This window comes from Streptomyces dioscori, assembly GCF_003024195.1.
GTDB classification, from domain to species: Bacteria; Actinomycetota; Actinomycetes; order Streptomycetales; family Streptomycetaceae; genus Streptomyces; species Streptomyces dioscori.
This window is the reverse complement of the sequence record NZ_KZ679049.1, coordinates 302,489-322,006: the sequence shown is the minus strand read 5'-3', so window position 1 is coordinate 322,006 and position 19,518 is coordinate 302,489. Positions and strand designations below refer to the sequence as shown.

Here is a 19,518-nt window from a genome sequence, read left to right as displayed (position 1 = left end):
GCCCGGACCAGGCGTCCGAGCCGGGCACTCACCCCCGTTAGACTTGGCCTTTGGCACTTTTGTGTCCCCATTTCAGGGACAGGGCTTTTCAGGGACACAGCGTCCCGCGAGTCACGACGGGGACCGTCGGCCAACCAATCGGAAGCACGGGAAGAGATGTCGGCACCGAACAAGTCGTACGACCCTGTTGAGGTCGAGGCACTGAAACCGGAAGAGATCGAGCGCATGCGGGACGAGGCGCTCGCCGCCTTCGCCGCCGCCGGTGACCTCGACACGCTCCAGGAGGCCAAGGTCGCCCACACCGGGGGCGCCTCGCCGCTGGCCCTCGCCAACCGCGAGATCGGCGCCCTGCCCCCGCACGCCAAGGCCGCCGCCGGCAAGCTCGTCGGCCAGGCCCGCGGCGCGGTGAACAAGGCACTCGCCGCCCGCCAGGTCGAACTGGAGGCCGAGCGGGACGCCCGTGTGCTGGTCGAGGAGGCCGTGGACGTCACGCTGCCCCACGACCGCGTACCGGCCGGCGCCCGGCACCCGCTGACCACCATGATGGAGCGGGTCGCGGACGTCTTCGTGTCCATGGGATACGAGATCGCCGAGGGCCCCGAGGTCGAGGCGGAGTGGTTCAACTTCGACGCCCTCAACTTCACCCCGGACCACCCGGCCCGGCAGATGCAGGACACCTTCTTCGTCCAGGGCGCGAAGGGCGCGCGGGGCGCCGAGGGCTCCGGCGACGAGTCCGGGGTCGTGCTGCGCACCCACACCTCGCCGGTGCAGGCCCGCGCCATGCTGGACCGCGAGCCGCCCGTCTACATCGTGTGCCCCGGCCGCGTGTACCGCACGGACGAGCTGGACGCCACGCACACCCCGGTCTTCCACCAGATCGAGCTGCTCGCCATCGACGAGGGCCTGACCATGGCCGACCTCAAGGGCACCCTGGACCACATGGTCCGCTCGCTCTTCGGGGCCGACATGAAGACCCGGCTGCGGCCGAACTTCTTCCCCTTCACCGAGCCGTCCGCCGAGATGGACATGCTCTGCTACGTCTGCAAGGGCGAGTCCGTCGGCAACCCCGACCGTCCCTGCCGCACCTGCTCCAGCGAGGGCTGGATCGAGCTGGGCGGCTGCGGCATGGTCAACCCGCGGGTGCTCACCGCCTGCGGTGTGGACCCCCAGAAGTACAGCGGATTCGCCTTCGGGTTCGGCATCGAGCGGATGCTGATGTTCCGCCACAACGTCGAAGACATGCGAGACATGGTCGAGGGTGACGTCCGGTTCACCCGGCCGTTCGGGATGGAGATCTGATGCGGGTCCCGCTTTCCTGGCTGCGGGAGTACGTCGACCTCCCCGCCACCGAGACCGGCCGCGACGTGCAGGCCAAGCTCGTGTCCGCAGGCCTTGAGGTCGAGCGGGTCGAGCAGCTCGGCGCCGGCCTCAAGGGGCCGCTCGTCGTCGGCAAGGTGCTGACCATCGAGGAGCTGGAGGGCTTCAAGAAGCCCATCCGCTTCTGCACCGTCGACGTCGGCAGCGCCAACGGCACGGGTGAACCGCAGGAGATCGTCTGCGGCGCCCGCAACTTCGCCGTCGGCGACAAGGTCGTCGTGGTCCTGCCCGGCGCCGTCCTGCCCGGCGACTTCGCGATCGCCGCGCGCAAGACGTACGGCAAGACCTCGCACGGCATGATCTGCTCCGGCGACGAGCTGGGCATGGGCGACGACGGCAGCGGCGGCATCATCGTCCTGCCGCCCGAGCACGAGGTCGGCACGGACGCGATCGAGCTGCTGGAACTGGTCGACGAGGTCCTCGACATCGCCGTCACGCCCGACCGCGGCTACGCCCTGTCGATGCGCGGTGTGGCCCGTGAGGCCGCCACCGCCTACGGCCTCGACCTCCGCGACCCGGCGCTGCTCGACGTGCCCGGCCCGAACGCCTTCGGGTACCCGGTCCAGGTCGCCGACCCGCTGGGCTGCGACCGCTTCACCGCACGGACCGTCACCGGTCTGTCGCCCGAGGCGAGCTCCCCGATCTGGCTGACGCGCCGCCTCCAGAAGGCCGGCATGCGCCCGATCTCGCTGGCCGTCGACATCACCAACTACGTGATGCTGGAGCTCGGCCAGCCCCTGCACGCGTACGACCGCTCCCGCATCCAGGGTGCGATCGGGGTGCGCCGGGCCGAGCAGGGCGAGAAGCTCGTCACCCTCGACGGCGCCAAGCGCACGCTCGACGCCGGGGACCTCGTCATCACCGACGACCGCGGGCCCATCGGTCTCGCGGGTGTCATGGGCGGGGCCAACACCGAGATCGACGACACCGAGGGCACCACCACCGAGGTCGTCGTCGAGGCCGCGCACTTCGACCCGATCTCCATCGCGCGTACGGCCCGCCGGCACAAGCTGGCCTCCGAGGCGTCCAAGCGCTTCGAGCGGGGCGTCGACCCCGAGGCCGCTGCCGCCGCCGCGCAGCGCACGGTCGACCTGCTGGTCCTCCTCGCGGGCGGCACCGCCGACGCGGGTGTCACCCAGGTCATCTCCCCGTCCGCGCCGCACACCATCACCATCCCGGCGAACCACCCCGACAAGGTCGCGGGCGTCGACTACGGCCGCGAGACCGTCGTACGCCGCCTCCAGCAGGTCGGCTGCGACGTCTACGGCCAGGACGAGCTGATCGTCACCGTGCCGTCGTGGCGGCCCGACCTCACCGACCCGAACGACCTGGCCGAAGAGGTCATCCGGCTCGAAGGCTACGAGAACCTGCCCTCGACGCTGCCCAAGCCCCCCGCGGGCCTGGGCCTGACCGACCGGCAGCGGCTGCACCGCCGGGTCGGCCGCGCGCTGGCCGGCGCCGGGTACGTGGAGGCGCTGAACTACCCGTTCATCGGCACCGAGGTGCTCGACCAGCTCGGCCTGGACGCTGACGACCCGCGCCGCACCGTGGTGACGCTCGCCAACCCGCTCTCCGACGAAGAGCCCGCGATGCGTACGACGCTGCTGCCGGGGCTCCTCGGCGCGCTGCGCCGCAACGACGGCCGGGGCTCGCACGACCTCGCGCTCTTCGAGACCGGTCTGGTCTTCCGGCCGACCGGTCAGGAGCACAAGGCCGAGCGGCTGCCCGTCGACCGCCGGCCCACCGACGAGGAGATCGCCGGGATCGACTCCGCGCTGCCGCGGCAGCCGCGCCGCGCCGCCGTCGTCCTCGCGGGCGCCCGTGAGCAGGCCGGCTGGTGGGGCAAGGGCCGTCCGGCCGACTGGGCGGACGCGGTCGAGGCCGCGCGTACCGTCGCCCGGGAGGCCGGTGTCGAACTGACCGTGCGCGGTGACCGGCACGCGCCCTGGCACCCGGGGCGCTGCGCCGCGCTGTACGTCACGGTGGACGGCGTGGAGACGCTCGTCGGTCACGCCGGTGAGCTGCACCCGCGGGTCGTCAAGGCGCTGCATCTGCCGGAGCGCAGCTGCGCCATGGAGATCGAGCTCGATCTGCTGGAGCAGGCGGGCGTCGGTGTGCCGGCCGCGCCGCGCATCTCCACGTTCCCCGTCGCCACGCAGGATGTCGCGCTCGTCGTCGACCGGGACGTCCCGGCCGCCGACGTCGAGGCCGCGTTGCGTGAGGGCGCGGGTGAACTCCTGGAGTCCGTGCGGCTGTTCGACGTGTATGAGGGGGAGCAGCTCGGTGAGGGGCGGAAGTCGCTCGCTTACGCGCTGCGCTTCCGCGCGGGGGATCGCACGTTGACCGTGGACGAGGCGTCTGCCGCGCGGGATGCGGCGGTTGCCCTGGCGGGCTCGCGTACGGGGGCTGTTCTGCGGAGTTAGCTCCGCTAGTTGGTGTGGTGGCGGGGGACTGCGGTCGCTGGTCGGGTGCGGGTGCATCGTGGCCGGTCGCGCAGTTCCCCGCGCCCCTTCGGGGGCTGGGCGCGCGGGTTCCCGCGCCGCTTGAGTGCTGAGGGCGCCTCCTTGTGGGGGCGTCCTTTGTGGTGTTTGTGGGGGATCACTCATTTGGGTGACAAGTGTGGGGGGTTCGGGGTGGGCGGGGGGTGGGGTCGACAGAATCGACCCGGCCGAAGTGGCCGGTGCCTGTGCTGGACAGGGCCTAGGGGGGCCGTCGGCATGATCCGTAGCAAGGCTGGGGTGCCCCGTCGGGCGGGGCCCCGGGGGAAACACCTGACATTCGGTCGCACCAGGGCCGGCGCCCGCCGTCGGCAGCGGCTGCGCCGGCTGCTCGCGCTGGGACTGCCCACCGCCTGGGGCGCGGTGGCGATCACCTACAAACTGGCCTGTCCGCTCGCCCAGCAGAACGGGCTCGGCGCGCGGATCGCCACCTGCGCCGTGTTCTTCGCCGTCGGCACAGGACTGATCCTGCACGTCAGACGAGGGCTGCTGCGCGAGTTGCGGCAGATCCGCAGAGTGGCGGGGGCCGCTCAGGGCGTCCTCCTGCGTCCGCTGCCGCCCAGCGTCGACGGCCTGAACGTCGCCGCCGCCCAGGTCTCCGCGGACCGAGGGGCCAGTGTCGGCGGCGACCTGTACGAGGTGATCGGTACGGAGCACGGCGTCCGGGTCGTGATGGGCGACGTCCGCGGGCACGGACTGGCCGCCATCGGAACTGTCGCCGCCGTACTGGGCAGCTTCCGCGAGGCCGTCCACGACGAACCCGAACTCCCCGGCGTGCTGCGCAGACTGGAGCGTGCCATGGCCCGGCACCTCAGGGAGCGAGCCAAGGCCGGGCACCCCTCGTCCGGGCCGTCCGGACCCGACCCCGACAGCCCGGTCGCCGAGGAGTTCGTCACCGTGCTGCTGCTGGAGATCGGCCGCGACGGCGAGATGCGCGCCCTCAACTGCGGGCATCCATGGCCGTATCTGCTGCGCGGGGGCGGGGGCGGGGCCGGGGGAGGGGACCGGGTGGAGCATCTGGGGTTCGGTGATCCGCTGCCGCCGCTCGGGGCCTTCCCGCTCCCGACCGAACTGCCCGTCGTCCGCTGCGGACCCCTGCTGCCGGGCGAGGCACTGTTCCTGTACACGGACGGTGTCGAGGACGCCCGCGACAGCCAGGGCCGCTTCTTCCCCCTCCCCGCCGCCCTGACCGAGGCGACCCGCACCCACCCGACCGCCCCCCAGGAGGTCCTGGGCACGGTCTTCACCCAGCTGCTGGCCCACGCAGACGGTTTCCCGACGGACGACGTGGCCCTGTTGGTAGTGGCCAACGGCAGAACCCAGGTTCAGACAGCCCACCGAGAGCAACTGGCAACGCCCCTCTAGGGGCGCGGGGCTGTGACATATGCGGCTCCGCCGCGTGAGCGCGACCAGCCACATCGAACCCGCACCCGACAGCAAACGCCCAGTTGCCAAGCCCAGCCCAGTGGAACGGCACCGTCCGCCCGCCACGGAGTGTCGGGCAGGCAGCGGGACGGACGGCGTAATTCCGGGCCGCCGCACTGTACGAGGGGGAGCCGGCGGCCCGGCCGGCCTCTTGCGAGGCAGTTCAGTCAACCGGCTCACCACTCTCCGCGACAGCGCGCACACTGCCCGGATCCGGGCACTCCGTTCACACCCCGTGTGAAGGGAGAGGCGCTAGGTTGAAAAGCACCGTCTGCACCCAGCCATCGGATGGCCTTCATGCAGCCCAACACTCTGCTCGACGCGATCCTCGACGAGGCCGGAATCTCCCACGCGGGACTCGCGGCCCATGTGAACCAGGCAGGACGGGTGCGCGGTCTCGCACTCCGCTACGAACACACCGCCGTGGCCCGTTGGTTGAAGGGCCAGCGCCCCCGCGGCCAGGTGCCCGACCTGATCTGCGAGGTCCTCGCCACCCGCCTCCAACGGCCCGTCACGCTCGACGACATCGGCCTCGGCGTACCCGGCGAACCGGCCACACCGCACGGTACGACGCTCTCCGGCTTCGTCGAGCGGGCCACCGCCCTGTGGCGCTCCGACGAACAGCAGCGCCCGCACATACTGGGCGCCCCCGCCGTCACCGGCACACCCGCCGTGATGCCCGTGTGGGAGTGGGAGAATCCGCCGGAGGACGTGGACGTCTCACGCGGCGGACGGCACCGCGTCCGCATGTCCGACATCGAGATGCTGCGCGCCGCCCGCGCCCACTACGAGCAGATGTACCGCAAGGCCGGCGGCGTCGCGACCCGTACGCGCATCGTCGGATTCCTCAACTCCGAGACCGCGCCGCTCCTGCGCGGCAGCTACACCGACGCCACCGGCCGGCAGCTCCACCGGGCCACCGGCGGCCTGGTGGCGATCGCCGGCATCTGCGCGTACGACTCCGACGCGCACGGGCTCGCCCAGCGCTACTTCCACCAGGCGCTCAGGCTCGCGAAGGCCAGCGGGGACAGGGGACTCGGCGCCTATGTGATCGCACTGCTCGTCAACCAGGCGCTGTTCATGCGTGAGCACCGGCAGGCGGTCGCCTTCGCCGAGGCCGCGCTGCGCGCCGCGGGGCGCCACATCACGCCGGCGCTCGCGTCGGACCTCTCCGCGATGCAGGCCAAGGCGTACGCGCACCTCGGTGACGGCAGCAGCGCGCTGTCCTGCATCCGGCGGGCCGAGCAGGCCGCCGACCGCATCCGGCGCGGCTACGAGCCGGACGAGACCGGTTATGTCCAGCCCGGTCTGGTCAATGTGCAGGTGGCGGAGGCGCTGTTGAGCCTCGGCGACCTGAGCGCCGCCCAGGAGCACGCCGCGGCAGCCGTGGACAACCCGGCGCACGACCGGGGCAGGGTGCACCGGCTCGCCATGCTCAGCCAGATCGAACTGCGCCAGGGCAACGCCGACAGAGCGGTGGTCACCGCGGTCGAAATGGCCGAACGGGCCCGGGGGATGGAGTCCCAGCGGCTGCGCGACAGACTGCGGGCGGTACGCGAACACCTGGTGGCCAGCGGATGCGCGGGCACCTCCGAGGCCGCCGAACTCATCGACGGAGCGCTGCGCGTGCCGCTCTAGGAACAGCTCCGACCATCGACCGTCCCGACCGCCCGGGGGGCCACGAGCTCTCCCGGCGGCTGCCTCTGCGCCTGCCACTGCGCCGGTAGCGGCCCACTGCGAGCCTGCTGTGCGGACACTCCTGCTGCGATATTGCCACCTACCCGTCGAAAGGTGGCAGAAAAGTGCAGTGGACGAAACAGAACGAACAAATCGTGTACGCAAATCGCTGGTTCAGCGTCAATCTCGCGGATGTCGCATTGCCCGACGGGCGGCATCTCGATCACTTCTTAATACGGCTGCGTCCCGTCGCCGTGGCCACTGTCGTGAACGAGGCGAACGAGGTGCTGCTGCTGTGGCGGCACCGCTTCATCACCGACAGCTGGGGATGGGAGCTTCCCGCGGGTGTCGTCGAGGACGGTGAGGACATCGCCGTCGCGGCGGCCCGCGAACTGGAGGAGGAGACCGGCTGGCGGCCGGGACCTCTGCGCCATCTGATGAGCGTCGAGCCCTCGAACGGGCTCACCGACGCCCGGCACCACATCTACTGGGCCGACGAAGGCGCGTACATCGGGCATCCTGTGGACGACTTCGAGTCCGACCGCCGGGAATGGGTTCCCCTGAAGCTCGCTCCCGACATGGTCGCCCGCGGTGAGGTTCCGGCCGCCAATATGGCTGCCGCGCTGCTCCTCCTGCACCATCTGAGGCTCGGGCAGGACGCCTTGCCCTGATCCCCCACCGCGTCCACGGGCTCAATGGCCCAGAGCCTGCCAGACCGCCACGGCCAGCGCGCCCACTGCCGTGACGACCGCGACCGCGCGCAGCGGCCAGCGGGTGTGCTCCAGCGCGATGACCCGGGTACTCAGGTCGTCGAGCTCCTTGGCGGTCTGTTCGGCGCGATGACTGAGCAGAGTCATGCACCCCTCGACGGTGGCATGGGCCACATCGAGACGGCGACGTAACTCTGCGACTTCTCCTCGGACCACGGGATGCTCCGGGTCGGCGGTCACGTGTCCGCTCCTTTCCGTAGTCGTCACATCCCTAACATGTGCACGGAAAGTCAACAGTGCTGGTGGGTGCGTGGGGAGCGTGTGCGAGGGGCATATGCGGGCCCGGAGCGCACACGGTGTGTGAATACGGCGGGCCCGGCCCTCAAAAGAGAGCCGGGCCCGCACAGGCCAAGACTTATACGGAGGGTGACTATTTCGGCTTGGCGAGGGCCCGGGCGCTTAAGGGGGCGCCGGCGCCCCTGCTTTTAAGGGGCGCGGGGAACTGCGCGCCCAGCCACAGCGGACCCGCACCCGACAAGCAGCCGCAGCCCCCGAACCGCCGGGCGGGGCCGCCTACGGGTACGTGTAGAACCCGGACCCCGACTTCCGCCCAAGACGCCCCGCGTCGACCATCCGCTGAAGCAGCGGCGGAGCCGCGTACAGCGGCTCCTTGTACTCCTCGTACATCGAGTACGCGACGGAAGCCACCGTGTCGAGCCCGATCAGATCGGACAGCTTGAGCGGCCCCATGGGGTGCGCGCACCCCAGCTCCATCCCGTTGTCGATGTCCTCACGGCTCGCCATACCGGACTCGAACATCCGGATCGCGGAGAGCAGGTACGGGATCAGCAGCGCGTTGACCACGAAGCCCGACCGGTCCTGCGCACGGATCGCGTGCTTGCCGAGGACCTTCTCCACCAGGGACTGCGCCCGGCTGATGGTGCCCTCGGACGTGGTCAGCGCCGGGATCAGTTCGACGAGCTTCTGCACCGGGGCCGGGTTGAAGAAGTGGATGCCGATGACCTGGTCGGGCCGCGACGTGGCGACCGCGAGCTTCACCAGCGGGATGGAGGAGGTGTTCGAGGAGAGGATCGCGTCCTGCCGCAGCACCACCTGGTCGAGCACCTGGAAGATCTCCGTCTTCACCTGCTCGTTCTCGACGACCGCCTCGATCACCAGATCGCGGTCGGAGAACTCGCCGAGGTCGGTCGTGAAGGAGAGGCGCGCCTGGGTGGCGTCCCGCTCCTCCTCGGAGATCTTGCCGCGCTCGGCGGCCTTGGAGAGCGAGTTGTAGAGCCGGGTCCGGCCAATCTCCAACGCCTCACCAGTGGTCTCGGCGACCTTCACATCCAGGCCGGCGCGGGCGCACACCTCGGCGATGCCCGCTCCCATCTGGCCGCAGCCCACCACTCCGACGCGTTCGATGTCGGTCACATCGTCCCTTTCGCTCTCACTGTCCGCTCTCACTGTCATGGGTCCGGCGGGTGTCCGTTGTCCGGTACCCGCCGACGCCACGCACGTTACTCCGGATCTGTCCACGTACGGCGGGCCGGGTCGTGCATGCTGTGCGACGTAGACGGTCCGTGACCGGGCGGACCCACTGCGTTTGGGGTGTGCGGCATGGGGCGTATGTCACGACGGGGATTCGCGTTCACCGCGGCGGCCGGACTGTCGGGACTCGTCACCGCGGGAGTGGCCGTGGCGGCGGAGCTGTCCGGGGGAGGGGGCGGCGGCGGAGGCGGCGGAGGCAGAGGCGGGCACGGTGGCCGCCGGCACCGGCGCCGGGACCCGGCCGGCGCGCTGCGCGGTATGTGGCTGGCGACCGTGGCGAACCGCGACTGGCCCTCGAAGCCCGGCCTGAGCGCGGCGCAGCAGCGCGCCGAACTGCTCGCGCACCTCGACACGGCGGTGGAGCGCCGGCTGAACGCCGTGATCTTCCAGGTGCGCCCCACCGCAGACGCCCTGTGGGCCTCACCCTTCGAACCCTGGGCGCAGTACCTGACCGGGGTCCAGGGCAAGGACCCCGGCTGGGACCCGCTGGGCACCGCCGTCGAGGAGGCCCACGCGCGGGGGCTCGAACTGCACGCCTGGTTCAACCCGTACCGCGTCGCCAACCACACCGACCCGACGCGGCTCGTCGCCTCGCACCCGGCCCGCGTGCACCCCGACTGGATCGTGCCCTACGGCGGGAAGCTCTACTACAACCCCGGTCTGCCCGAGGTCCGCGCCTTCGTGCAGGACGCGATGCTGGACGCGGTGAAGAAGTACGCCGTGGACGCCGTCCACTGGGACGACTACTTCTATCCGTACCCGGTGGCGGGCCAGGTCTTCGACGACGACGCCGCGTACGCCGCGCACGGCGGGCTGTTCCCCGACCGGGCCGCGTGGCGGCGCGACAACATCGACCGGCTGGTGCTGGAGACGGCCGCCCGGATCAAGGAGGTCCGGCCCGGCACGCGGTTCGGGATCAGCCCCTTCGGGGTGTGGCGCAACGCCACGACCGACCCGCTGGGCTCGGACAGCCGGGCCGGCGTGCAGACGTACGACGACCTGCACGCGGACACCAGGAAATGGGTCCGGGAGAACTGGATCGACTACATCTGCCCACAGCTGTACTGGAACATCGGCTTCGCCGCGGCCGACTACGCGAAGCTCGTCCCCTGGTGGTCGCAGGTCGCGCAGGGCACCAGGACGAAGCTGTACGTGGGCGAGGCGCTGTACAAGGCCGGTGACCCGGCGCAGCCCGCGGCCTGGCAGGACCCGGCCGAGCTGTCCGGGCATCTCACTCTCGCCGCGGACCATCCGCAGGTGGCCGGACATGTCTTCTTCTCGGCCAAGGAAGTGGCCGCCGACCGGATCGGTGCCATGGCGAGGGTGGTCGCCGACCACTACCAGCAGCCGGCGAAGCCCTCACGCTGATCCACACGCTGATTCACGCGTTGACGCACCCGCTCATTCACCGGGGGGTGTCCTCGTGGTGCTGGACCACGCAGTCGGGGCCGGGTGACATCAGGGACTCGTGACCGTCCTCGAAGCGGACCCGGTACGGGGGACTCCCCTTCTGCCCGAGCACTTCGATGACTTCCGCGACCCGGTCGTGCTGCCCGACGATCCTGCCGTGCACCAGCAGATGGTCGCCTACCGTTGCCTGCATCTGTGGGGCCTCCTCGTTCCGCACGGGAGTGGCGCTTCGTGACCGCAAGTCTACGGCGGGTGGCGCGCGTTGGGGCCGGGCCGGACGAACCGGTCAGCCCCGGGCCCGTTGCGTGACCGCGATGCAGACGAGTACGGCGGCCGCCGTCAGCGGAGCGGCCGGGGTCAGGTGCTCGCCCAGGAGCAGCACCGACCACACCAGGGTGAGCAGCGGCTGTGCCAGCTGCAGCTGGCTGGCCTTCGGTATGCCGATCGCCGCCATCCCGCGGTACCAGACGACCAGGCCGACGAACTGCGAGCCGACCGCGACCCACAGCAGCCCGGTCACACTGTGCGCGGTCAGCTCGACGGGCTCGTACGACAGGGCGATCGCCGCCACCGGCACGGTGAGCGGCAGGCACAGGACCAGCGCCCAGCCGATGACCTGCCAGCCCGGCATCACGCGGGCCAGCCGGCCGCCCTCCGTGTACCCCGCCGCGCAGATCAGGAGGGCGCCGAAGAGGTAGGCGTCCGCGCTGCTCAGGGCGCCGCCGCTCTGCTGCACGGTGAACGCGATGACCACGGCGGCGCCCGCGGACGCCGCCGCCCAGAAGGTGCGGGAGGGGCGGGTGCCGACGCGCAGGGCGGAGAACAGGGCGGTGGTCAGGGGGAGCAGGCCGACGACGACCGCGGCGTGCGCGGTGGTGGACGTCTCCAGGGCGAGGGTGGTGAGCATCGGGAAGCCGAGGACGACTCCGGCGGCGACGACGGCGAGCCCCGCCCAGTGCCGGCGGCCGGGCAGCGGGACGCGCAGGGCGAGCAGACAGCCGCCCGCGACGATCGCGGCCAGGACGCTCCGCACGGCCACGAGCGACCAGGGGCCGAAGCCCTCCAGGCCCCACGCGGTGGCGGGAAAGGTGAGGGAGAAGGCGACGACACCGAGCGCGGCCATGAGCGTTCCGGTACGGGGATCCGCGTGGCCGGAGTCCCGGATGTCCCCGGAAGGGCCGCCGGTTGTGCCGGATGCGCGGGGTGCGCCCGGCGGACGGGGTGTGCCGGACGGACGGGGTGTGCCGGTCACCGCTATCGAGGTCCGCGTGGTAGCGCTATTCTCTGCTCTCATGCATGAGCGTAGCAGCGTCGCTGAACTGGCCGATCGGCTGCGGAACGAGCTGGACCGCTACTCTCCCGGTGGAAAGCTGCCGTCCAGTCGTGTACTCGTCGAGCGGTTCCGGGTGAGCCCCGTGACCGTGTCCCGGGCGCTGGCCCGGCTCGCCGCCGAGGGCCTGGTGGTCACCCGGCCCGGGGCGGGGGCGTTCCGGGCCGAGCCGCGCGCCGCCGGTCCCGCCGTCGGGGACACCTCCTGGCAGGAGGTCGCCCTCAGCGCGGACGCCACGACCGAACTCGTACCCCGCACGGTGGACGCCTCGGGCGTGCTCGTCTCGCTGGCCGCGCCGCCGCCGGGAGTCATCGAGTTCAACGGCGGTTATCTGCACCCCTCGCTGCAGCCGGAACGGGCGATGGCCGCGGCGCTGTCCCGGGCGGGCCGCCGTCCGGGCGTCTGGGCGCGCCCGCCGGTGGAGGGACTGCTTGAGCTGCGTGAGTGGTTCGCGCGGGGCATCGGCGGCGCCATCACCGCCGCCGAGGTGCTCATCACGGCCGGCGGCCAGTCCGCGCTGACCACGGCCCTGCGCGCACTCGCCCCGCCGGGCGCCCCGGTCCTCGTCGAGTCGCCCACCTACCCCGGCATGCTGGCGATCGCCCGCGCGGCCGGACTGCGGCCCGTGCCCGTGCCCGTGGACCGGGACGGGGTGAAACCGGACCTGCTCGCCGACGCCTTCCGGGCCACCGGCGCCCGCGTCTTCGTCTGCCAGCCGCTGTTCCAGAACCCGACCGGCGCGGTGCTCGCCCCCGAGCGGCGCGGCGAGGTGCTGCGGATCGCTCGCGCGGCGGGCGCGTTCGTCATCGAGGACGACTTCGTACGCCGGCTCGTGCACGAGGACGCGGGCCCGCTGCCGCGTCCGCTGGCCTCGGACGACCCCGACGGAGTCGTCGTGCACGTCTGCTCGCTGACCAAGGCCACCTCGCCGAGCTTCCGCGTGAGCGCGCTGGCCGCCCGCGGGCCCGTACTGGAACGGCTGCGGGCCATCCAGGTCGTCGACACCTTCTTCGTACCGCGCCCCCTCCAGGAGGCGGCCCTCGAACTCGTCGGCTCGCCCGCCTGGCCCCGCCATCTGCGAGCCGTCTCCGCCGAACTGCGCGTCCGGCGCGACGCGATGGCCGCCGCGCTGCGCCTGCAGCTGCCCGAACTCGCCCTGCCGCACATCCCGTCCGGCGGCTACCAGCTGTGGCTGCGCCTGCCCGACGGCACCGGGGGCACCTCCCAGGCTTTCGGCTCCGGGGGAGAGTCGGCGCTCCTGTCCGCCGCCCTGCGCGCGGGCGTGGCCGTCACCCCGGGCCGCCCCTACTTCAGCGCCGAACCCCCGGCGGCCCACCTGCGCCTGAGCTTCGCGGCGGTCGCGAGCACCGCCGAGATCACTGAGGGCGTCCGCAGGCTGCGCGCGGCCTGCGCCGAAACCGGTTCGACAGCGGAAGCCTGACCTGCGACTCTCCCGCCATGACGGACATACCCAGCCTGCCCGAGGGCTACGAGATCTCCACCGACCCCGCGCGCCTCGACGTGGACCGGGTCCACCGCTGGCTCGCCGACGACGCGTACTGGGCACTCGGCCGACCGCGCGAGAAGCAGGAGCGCGCGATCGCCGGATCGCTCAACTTCGGGGCGTACGAGACGGGTTCGGGCGACCAGGCGGCGTACGCGCGCGTGGTGACCGACGGAGCCACCTTCGCCTGGCTCTGCGATGTGTACGTCGACAGGTCCGCACGGGGCAAGGGGCTCGGCACCGCCCTGGTCACCGCAGTCCGCGACCACCTGCGACCCCTCGGTCTGCGCCGCGTGCTGCTCGCCACGCACGACGCGCACGGGGTGTACGAGAAGCTCGGGTTCAAGGCGCTGGACCGGCCCGACCGGTGGATGGCACTGAACTTCGAGTGACGGTGCCCCGATGGACGGTGTGCCGATTGACGGTGTCTGGATTCTCCTTCCGTGGGTCGTCCACGTACTTTGTGCGGGCCTTCGCGTGAGCATTCCGTGTGTGCCGTCGATCAGCTCTTGACCTGCGCAGTTCCGGCGCTCACCATCGCCGCATGCATGTTCGGGTCACGCTGATCGCCGCCGCCCGCGGTTCCTCGTTGCTCGCCGAGCGCTTCGACGACGACCGGCCGCTGGACCAGGCGGGCTGGGGCGAGGTGCAGCGCGTCGCCCATGCCCTCATCCCGCTCGCCGCCGCCGAGCTGCGGTACTGCTCGCCGACCCCGCGCAGCCGGGCCACCGGGGACGCGCTGGGTCTCGCGCCGCTGGCCCAGCCGGCCCTGCGGGACTGCGACATGGGCCGCTGGCGCGGTATGACCCTCGGTGAGGCGATGGCCCGTGAGCCCGAGGCGGTGGACGCCTGGCTCGCCGACCCGTACTCCGCGGCCCACGGCGGCGAACCGCTCGCGGAGTTCATTCAGCGGATCGGCGGCTGGCTCGACACCCGCCCCGCCGACGACGGCGGCCGGATCGTCGCCGTGGCGGAACCCGCGGTCGTCCGCGCCGCGCTCGTCTACGCCCTGAAGTCGCACCCGTCGACATACTGGAACTTCGACGTGCGCCCGCTGTCGACGGCCACCCTCATCGGCTGGGCCGGCCGCTGGAACCTCCGCTTCGACGCTCAGACCGAGCGTGTGTAGTCGGTCGAGCGCGTGTAGTCGGTCGTGAGAACCAGGTCCTTGGCGGGGCCGCCCACCCGCCACACCGTCCGCCAGCGGTCCGCGTCGTACACGGTGAACTCGCCCCGGTAGAGGTCCGCCGAGCACGGATGGTCGGCGACGTACCTGCCGGTGGCGAGGTCCAGGTCGTGGAAGGGGCGGCCGTCGGCGAACCGTACGTCGGCCCGGCTCGCCCCCTCGCCCGGCAGGAACCTGAGGGTGCGTTCGGCGGGCCGGGCCACGCCCTGCCACACGAAGGTGCCGGACTCGTGGTGGAGCAGCCCGGGGTCGCTGTTCACCTGCTCGAACACCGTCACCCCGCGGAACGTGCCGTCCGCTCCGCTCGCGAGGTCCCGCACGGAACGCTCCACGTGCCAGCTCCCGGCCAGGTATGCCAGTACATCGTCCACCGGCCGGAATCCGGCCATCCCCTCCGTCACCGCGGCCTCTCCTGTCCAACCCATTGACGTGATCCTGCCCCCTACCTATCTTGCCGTTCGAAGTATTGATCAGCGTCCGGTATCTCGAACGTGTACTGCCTCTCAGACGCACCTCTCAGAGCCGCGGAGGATCCATGTCACATGCCCGCACCCGCACTCGGTGGAGACTCGCCCTCACGGCCACCGCCCTGCTGGCCGCCTCCTTCCTCGTCCCGCCCCCGGTGAGCGCCACGCCGGTGAGCGCCACGCCCGTGAACGCCGCCGCCGAGGACGCCACCGACTACGCGATCACCGTCGACCCGAAGGCCACGGGCGCGAAGATCGACGACACCATGTACGGCGTCTTCTTCGAGGACATCAACCGGGCCGCGGACGGCGGGCTCTACGCGGAACTGGTGCAGAACCGGTCGTTCGAGTACTCGACCGCCGACAACCGCTCGTACACCCCGCTCACCTCCTGGGCCACCACCGGCACCGCGGCGACCGCGGACGACGACGGCCGGCTGAACGCCCGCAACCGCACCTACCTCGCCCTGGGCGCCGGCTCGTCCGTCACCAACTCCGGCTACAACACCGGCCTTTCGGTGCAGGAGGGCGAGACGTACGACTTCTCCGTATGGGCCCGCGCCGACGGATCCGCCGCCCTCACGGTGACCCTCCAGGACGCCGACGGCGAACTGGCGCAGGCCCGCCGCGTCACCGCGCGCGGCGGCTGGGCCCGGTACACGGCACGCCTCACCGCGACCCGTACCAGCGCCACCGGGCGACTCACGGTGGCGTCGGGCAGCCCGGCCGCGCTCGACATGATCTCGCTGATCCCGCGCGACACGTACAAGGGTCACGGCCTGCGCGCGGACCTCGCCCGGAAGATCGCCGCCCTGGACCCCGGCTTCGTCCGCTTCCCGGGCGGCTGCCTGGTCAACACCGGCAGCATGAAGGGGTACGACGAGGAGTCCGGCTGGGAGCGCAGGCGCGCGTACCAGTGGAAGGACACGATCGGCCCGGTCGAGCAGCGCGCCACGAACGCCAACTTCTGGGGCTACAACCAGAGTTACGGACTCGGGTACTACGAGTACTTCCAGTTCTCCGAGGACATCGGAGCCATGCCGCTGCCTGTGGTGCCCGCCCTGGTCACCGGCTGCGGCCAGAACCAGGCCGTCGACGACGACGCGCTCCTCAAGCGGCACATCCAGGACACCCTGGACCTCATCGAGTTCGCCAACGGGCCGGTGACCAGTGAGTGGGGCAAGAAGCGCGCGAAGATGGGCCACCCGAAGCCCTTCGGCCTCACGCACCTCGCGGTCGGCAACGAGGAGAACCTGCCGAACGAGTACTTCGAGCGGTTCAAGCAGTTCCGCGCGGCCGTCGAGGCGAAGTACCCGGACGTCACCGTCGTCTCCAACTCCGGGCCGGATGACAGCGGTTCGACCTTCGACACGGCCTGGAAGCTCAACCGGGAAGCGAACGTCGACCTGGTCGACGAGCACTACTACAACAGCCCGCAGTGGTTCCTGCAGAACAACGACCGCTACGACTCGTACGACCGCAGCGGCCCCAAGGTCTTCCTCGGCGAGTACGCCTCCCAGGGCAACACCTTCAGGAACGCCCTCTCCGAAGCCGCGTTCATGACCGGCTTGGAGCGTAACGCGGACGTCGTGAAGCTCGCCTCGTACGCCCCGCTGCTCGCCAACGAGGACTACGTGCAGTGGCGCCCGGACCTGATCTGGTTCAACAACCACGCGTCCTGGAACTCCGCCAACTACGAGGTGCAGAAGCTCTTCATGCGCAATGTCGGCGACCGGGTCGTACCGTCGCGCGCGACCGGCACACCGTCGGTCATCGGTCCCGTCACGGGCGCGGTCGGCCTGTCGACATGGGCGACGAGCGCCGCGTACGACGATGTGAAGGTGACCGGCGCGGACGGTACCGAACTGCTCGCCGACGACTTCTCCGGTGACGCCTCGCGGTGGACCCACACCGGCGGCGGCAGCTGGAGCGTCCAGGACGGGCAGTACGTGCAGAGCGACGAGGCCGCCGAGAACACCATGGTCTCCGCGGGCGACCCCGCCTGGCACGACTACGACGTGCACGTGAAGGCCACCAAGAAGGCCGGCAAGGAGGGCTTCCTCGTCGCCTTCGGCGTCAAGGACACCGGTAACTACTACTGGTGGAACCTGGGCGGCTGGAACAACACCCAGTCCGCCGTCGAACAGGCCGTGGACGGCGGCAAGTCCACGCTGGTCTCCAAGGCCGGGTCCATCGAGACGGGCCGCGCCTACGACATCGACATCAAGGTGCGCGGCCGGCAGGTCACCCTCTACCTCGACGGCCAGGAGTGGGGCGGCTTCACCGACGACAAGCCCGCCGAGCCGTTCCGGCAGGTGGTCACCAAGGACAAGAAGACCGGTGACCTGATCGTGAAGGTGGTCAACGCCCAGGCCGTGGACGCCCGTACGGCGGTCGACCTCGGAAGCGCGCAGGTCCGCCCGAGGGCCGAGGTGACGACCCTCGCCGCCGCGCCCGACGCCGTGAACACCGAGACGGCCACGGCCGTCGCACCGGTCGCGTCCACCTTCTCGGGAGTCGCGAGGAAGTTCACGTACACCTTCCCGGCGAACTCGGTGACGTTCCTGCGGATCAAGAAGGGGTGACCGGCCGGGCGGTCCGGGCGTGGTGGCGGCTGCCCGGACCGCCCCGGTGCGCGGACGGGTCAGCCCTTCTCGGTGGTGTCGTTGGTGCTCAGGAACAGGTCCTGGCCGTTCTTCGTGACGGCGAAGCTGCCGTCGGCACGCAGTTCGAGGACGGCTCCTCCGTCGGGGTAGCCCGTGTTGGTGGCCCACACCGGTTTGTCGTCGGCGGTGTAGACGACCAGGTTGCCGTCCTCCTGGAACACGGCCTTGTAGTTCTCGCCGGAGGTGAGCGACGCCCAGGTGGCCTTGTCGTTCGCGTCGTAGGCGACGAGGTTGCCGTCCGGCTGCATGATCAGCTTCAGGTGCGCGGTCTGCAGGAACTCACCCGTCTGCAGGGTCCGCCGGGGCTGGACCGTCAGCGTCTCCGGCAGGGGCGTGGGGCTCTCGGGCTCCTCGCTCGCCTCCGGCTTCCCGCTCGCCTCCGGATCGTCCGCGCCGTCCGTGCTCCGGTGGGAGCCGTCACGACTCGCTGACCCCTTCGGGTCCTTGGCCTCGGCGTCCGAACCGGCGCCCTGCAGGGCGAACACGGTGGCCACCACGACGGCGACCGTGACCACCGCGCCGGCGACGATGAGCGGGGTGCGGCGGTACCAGGGCGGCCGGGTGCCGCGCGCGGGCGTGCCGGCCGGTCCGGTCGACGGCGGAGACGCCAGGAACCGTGTCTGGGCGACGGTCGGCGGGGCGGGCTCGGCGGCGGCCGGCGTGCCGGCGTTGATCTCCGTGGGTGCGTACGGCGCCGCGGGCGCGGGCGACGCGGAAGGAGCCGCCACGGCCGTGGTCGCCGTCGCGGTCGGGTCCGAGGCGGGCGCCATGGCGATGATCCGCTGGTAGGCGGGATGCCGCACGATGTCGGTCTCGCTGGCGCAGAGTTCCACGATGCGCTGCGGCTCCGGGCGCATCGCCGGGTCCTTGTGCGCGCAGAGGGCGAGCAGCTCGGCCATCTCCGCGGGAACCCCGGCGAGGTCCATGTCCTCGTGGACGGTGCGGTAGGAGACGGTCGCGAGCGAGCCCTGCCCGTACGGCGCGCGGCCGGTGAGGCAGTAGGCCAGCGTGACGGCGAGCGCGAACACGTCGGACGGCGGACCGGCCTCGCTGCGGGTCAGGCTCTCCGGGGCTATGAACCCCGGGGTGCCTATCGCGGTGCCGACCTGCGTGATGTTCGCCATGTCGTCGCTGCGGGCGATCCCGAAGTCGATGAGCTGGGGACCCGTGGCCGAGAGGATGACGTTCTGCGGCTTGATGTCCCGGTGCAGCACACCGTGCACGTGGACGTCCGCGAGTCCCTCGGCCAGCGCGGCCAGCACGGCACGGCCGAGGTCGACCGGGAAGGGCCCCGCCGCGGCGACCGCGTCGGCCAGCGTCGGACCGGGCACGTACTCGGTCGCCATCCAGAACGGCGGGCTGTCCACCTCGGCGTCGATGAGCGCCGCCGTGAAGGCGTTGCGGATGGTCCCCAGCGTCTCCACCTCGCGGCGGAAGCGCTGCAACGCCGCCGGGTCGTACTGCAGATGGGCGTTGATGACCTTGACCGCGGCGGGCCGGCCCCCGGGCGTCCGGCCGAGGTAGACGCTTCCCATGCCGCCGGAACCGAGCCGGCCCAGTAGACGGTAGCGGCCCATGTTCGTCGGGTCGGAATCTTGCAGCGGGTACACCTGACACGCCCTCCAGGCAGTCGAGACACGCGCGTCCGTAGGGACGGGGCTGGTGTCCAAGACTCTCTGCGGCGGGATGTCGGTTCCGGTGCCACCGTTACGTCGCT

The 19,518-nt window shown here is 71.4% G+C and carries 16 protein-coding genes; 10 read left to right on the top strand and 6 right to left on the bottom strand.

The window, feature by feature from the left end; translation table 11 throughout:
• The first annotated feature begins 156 nt into the window (after positions 1-156).
• From pheS to C6Y14_RS29105, 5 genes are all read left to right on the top strand, one after another.
• Positions 157-1,299, top strand: a complete 1,143-nt coding sequence (gene pheS / locus C6Y14_RS29125; RefSeq protein WP_107019816.1) for a phenylalanine--tRNA ligase subunit alpha — start codon at positions 157-159, stop codon at positions 1,297-1,299.
• Positions 1,299-3,800: a phenylalanine--tRNA ligase subunit beta gene (pheT, locus tag C6Y14_RS29120; protein ID WP_107019815.1), complete on the top strand. Its 2,502-nt coding sequence runs from the start codon at positions 1,299-1,301 to the stop codon at positions 3,798-3,800. The genes pheS and pheT overlap by 1 nt, the downstream gene beginning before the upstream one ends.
• Before the next feature lie 294 nt (positions 3,801-4,094).
• Complete coding sequence (locus C6Y14_RS29115; RefSeq protein ID WP_107019814.1) at positions 4,095-5,240, top strand: PP2C family protein-serine/threonine phosphatase; 1,146 nt, start codon at positions 4,095-4,097, stop codon at positions 5,238-5,240.
• Positions 5,241-5,597: 357 nt separating this feature from the next.
• Positions 5,598-6,938 (top strand): transcriptional regulator, encoded by a 1,341-nt coding sequence (locus C6Y14_RS29110; protein WP_107019886.1) that lies wholly within the window; start codon positions 5,598-5,600, stop codon positions 6,936-6,938.
• A gap of 164 nt (positions 6,939-7,102) precedes the next feature.
• Complete coding sequence (locus tag C6Y14_RS29105; protein WP_107019813.1) at positions 7,103-7,648, top strand: NUDIX hydrolase; 546 nt, start codon at positions 7,103-7,105, stop codon at positions 7,646-7,648.
• A gap of 21 nt (positions 7,649-7,669) precedes the next feature.
• Here the strand turns inward: C6Y14_RS29105 and C6Y14_RS29100 are convergent, their stop codons facing one another.
• The gene (locus C6Y14_RS29100) at positions 7,670-7,927 is read right to left on the bottom strand and encodes a hypothetical protein (RefSeq protein WP_107019812.1); all 258 of its coding nucleotides are present in this window, start codon (positions 7,925-7,927) and stop codon (positions 7,670-7,672) included.
• 333 nt (positions 7,928-8,260) lie between these two features.
• Entirely contained in the window at positions 8,261-9,121 is an 861-nt protein-coding gene (locus C6Y14_RS29095; RefSeq protein WP_199854894.1) for a 3-hydroxybutyryl-CoA dehydrogenase, read from the bottom strand.
• Between the two features lie 186 nt (positions 9,122-9,307).
• On the opposite strand from C6Y14_RS29095, the gene C6Y14_RS29090 reads away from it, so the two are divergent.
• Complete coding sequence (locus C6Y14_RS29090; protein ID WP_199854893.1) at positions 9,308-10,606, top strand: glycoside hydrolase family 10 protein; 1,299 nt, start codon at positions 9,308-9,310, stop codon at positions 10,604-10,606.
• Positions 10,607-10,643: 37 nt separating this feature from the next.
• Here the strand turns inward: C6Y14_RS29090 and C6Y14_RS29085 are convergent, their stop codons facing one another.
• On the bottom strand, positions 10,644-10,841 hold the full coding sequence (locus tag C6Y14_RS29085) for a DUF1918 domain-containing protein (RefSeq protein WP_107019809.1): 198 nt from the start codon (positions 10,839-10,841) through the stop codon (positions 10,644-10,646).
• A gap of 93 nt (positions 10,842-10,934) precedes the next feature.
• Positions 10,935-11,942: a DMT family transporter gene (locus C6Y14_RS29080; RefSeq protein ID WP_107019808.1), complete on the bottom strand. Its 1,008-nt coding sequence runs from the start codon at positions 11,940-11,942 to the stop codon at positions 10,935-10,937.
• Here C6Y14_RS29080 and C6Y14_RS29075 point away from each other — a divergent pair.
• From C6Y14_RS29075 to C6Y14_RS29065, 3 genes are all read left to right on the top strand, one after another.
• Positions 11,941-13,419, top strand: coding sequence for an aminotransferase-like domain-containing protein (locus C6Y14_RS29075; RefSeq protein WP_107019807.1), 1,479 nt, complete (start codon positions 11,941-11,943; stop codon positions 13,417-13,419). The two genes, C6Y14_RS29080 and C6Y14_RS29075, sit on opposite strands and share 2 nt — an antisense overlap.
• 17 nt (positions 13,420-13,436) lie before the next feature.
• A complete protein-coding gene (locus C6Y14_RS29070; RefSeq protein WP_107019806.1) occupies positions 13,437-13,874 on the top strand; it encodes a GNAT family N-acetyltransferase in 438 nt (145 codons plus the stop codon).
• A gap of 152 nt (positions 13,875-14,026) precedes the next feature.
• A complete protein-coding gene (locus C6Y14_RS29065; protein WP_107019805.1) occupies positions 14,027-14,611 on the top strand; it encodes a histidine phosphatase family protein in 585 nt (194 codons plus the stop codon).
• Here the strand turns inward: C6Y14_RS29065 and C6Y14_RS29060 are convergent.
• Positions 14,593-15,057: a DUF6314 family protein gene (locus C6Y14_RS29060; RefSeq protein WP_107019885.1), complete on the bottom strand. Its 465-nt coding sequence runs from the start codon at positions 15,055-15,057 to the stop codon at positions 14,593-14,595. The two genes, C6Y14_RS29065 and C6Y14_RS29060, sit on opposite strands and share 19 nt — an antisense overlap.
• A 146-nt stretch (positions 15,058-15,203) precedes the next feature.
• On the opposite strand from C6Y14_RS29060, the gene C6Y14_RS29055 reads away from it, so the two are divergent.
• Positions 15,204-17,720, top strand: a complete 2,517-nt coding sequence (locus C6Y14_RS29055; protein ID WP_107019804.1) for an alpha-L-arabinofuranosidase C-terminal domain-containing protein — start codon at positions 15,204-15,206, stop codon at positions 17,718-17,720.
• Positions 17,721-17,779: 59 nt separating this feature from the next.
• Here C6Y14_RS29055 and C6Y14_RS45260 read toward each other — a convergent pair whose 3' ends face one another.
• A complete protein-coding gene (locus tag C6Y14_RS45260) occupies positions 17,780-19,411 on the bottom strand; it encodes a protein kinase domain-containing protein (protein WP_107019803.1) in 1,632 nt (543 codons plus the stop codon).
• Positions 19,412-19,518 lie beyond the last annotated feature (107 nt).

Excerpts from the sequence above, each read along its gene's own strand:
- pheS (WP_107019816.1), top strand. The coding sequence starts at position 157 with ATGTCGGCACCGAACAAGTCGTACGACCCTGTTGAGGTCGAGGCACTG.
- pheT (WP_107019815.1), top strand. The coding sequence starts at position 1,299 with ATGCGGGTCCCGCTTTCCTGGCTGCGGGAGTACGTCGACCTCCCCGCC.
- C6Y14_RS29115 (WP_107019814.1), top strand. The coding sequence starts at position 4,095 with ATGATCCGTAGCAAGGCTGGGGTGCCCCGTCGGGCGGGGCCCCGGGGG.
- C6Y14_RS29110 (WP_107019886.1), top strand. The coding sequence starts at position 5,598 with ATGCAGCCCAACACTCTGCTCGACGCGATCCTCGACGAGGCCGGAATC.
- C6Y14_RS29090 (WP_199854893.1), top strand. The coding sequence starts at position 9,308 with ATGGGGCGTATGTCACGACGGGGATTCGCGTTCACCGCGGCGGCCGGA.
- C6Y14_RS29085 (WP_107019809.1), bottom strand. The coding sequence starts at position 10,841 with ATGCAGGCAACGGTAGGCGACCATCTGCTGGTGCACGGCAGGATCGTC.
- C6Y14_RS29075 (WP_107019807.1), top strand. The coding sequence starts at position 11,941 with ATGCATGAGCGTAGCAGCGTCGCTGAACTGGCCGATCGGCTGCGGAAC.
- C6Y14_RS29080 (WP_107019808.1), bottom strand. The coding sequence starts at position 11,942 with ATGAGAGCAGAGAATAGCGCTACCACGCGGACCTCGATAGCGGTGACC.
- C6Y14_RS29070 (WP_107019806.1), top strand. The coding sequence starts at position 13,437 with ATGACGGACATACCCAGCCTGCCCGAGGGCTACGAGATCTCCACCGAC.
- C6Y14_RS29065 (WP_107019805.1), top strand. The coding sequence starts at position 14,027 with ATGCATGTTCGGGTCACGCTGATCGCCGCCGCCCGCGGTTCCTCGTTG.
- C6Y14_RS29060 (WP_107019885.1), bottom strand. The coding sequence starts at position 15,057 with ATGGCCGGATTCCGGCCGGTGGACGATGTACTGGCATACCTGGCCGGG.
- C6Y14_RS29055 (WP_107019804.1), top strand. The coding sequence starts at position 15,204 with ATGTCACATGCCCGCACCCGCACTCGGTGGAGACTCGCCCTCACGGCC.